The organism is Mesorhizobium sp. M2C.T.Ca.TU.002.02.1.1 (assembly GCF_003997225.1).
The window spans coordinates 1-821 of sequence record NZ_RZTO01001361.1 but is presented as its reverse complement, the minus strand read 5'-3'; the positions used below and the strand labels follow the sequence as shown (position 1 = coordinate 821).

Annotated in this window: 1 protein-coding gene; it reads left to right on the top strand. The window is 70.3% G+C overall.

What is annotated here, in order from left to right; all coding sequences use genetic code 11:
• Nucleotides 1-821: molybdopterin-binding protein (locus EOD07_RS36110; protein WP_164772938.1), on the top strand; the 821-nt coding region annotated here is incomplete at both ends.

The following is an 821-nucleotide window of genomic DNA, read 5'->3' as shown; positions in this document are numbered from 1 at the left end:
GGCGCATGCGACCACCGCCGGCGACAAACGGTTTCGCAAAGCGCACCGGCTGAGCAGCGAGGACATCGCGGCGCTCAAGGCGGCGGGCATCGGCGAGGTCGTCGCCGCGGTGCTCGCCGAGGACGATCTCGGCGAGGACGCCGCCGCCGCCAGGATCGCCGCCGCCATGAGTCACCGCAACATCGAGGTCAAGCCGGCCGCGACCGGGCGGGTGAACCTGCATGCGGGTGCCTCCGGCGTGTTTACCGTCGATGCCGGGATGATCGATGCCATCAATGCCGTCGATCCGGCCATCACCATCGCGACGCTGGCGCAGCATGCGCCGGTCGAGAAGGGCCAGATGGTGGCGACGGTGAAGATCATTCCCTTCGCCGTCGCCGCCAGCCTGGTGGACAGCGTGGTGAGGATCTGCGGCGGTCGTGAGATATTTGCCGTCAACGCCTATCGTCCCGTCACCGTCGGCGTCATTCAGACGGTGCTTCCAGGCGTCAAGCCGAGCGTGCTCGACAAGACGCTGCGCGTCACCGAGGCGCGGTTGGCGCGTTCCGGCGGCCGGCTGACGGCCGAGCGGCGCACGCCGCACGAGATTGCGCCGGTCGCGGCGGCCGCGACCCAGCTGGCGCGTGACAACGATATGGTGGTGATCTTCGGGGCCTCGGCCATGAGCGACTTCGCCGATGTCGTGCCGGCCGCGATCGAGCGCGCAGGCGGTACGGTCGTCCGCGCGGGCATGCCGGTCGATCCCGGCAATCTGCTGGTGCTGGGGACGCTGGACGGCAAGCGCGTCGTCGGCGCGCCCGGCTGTGCCCGCAGCCCGAAGG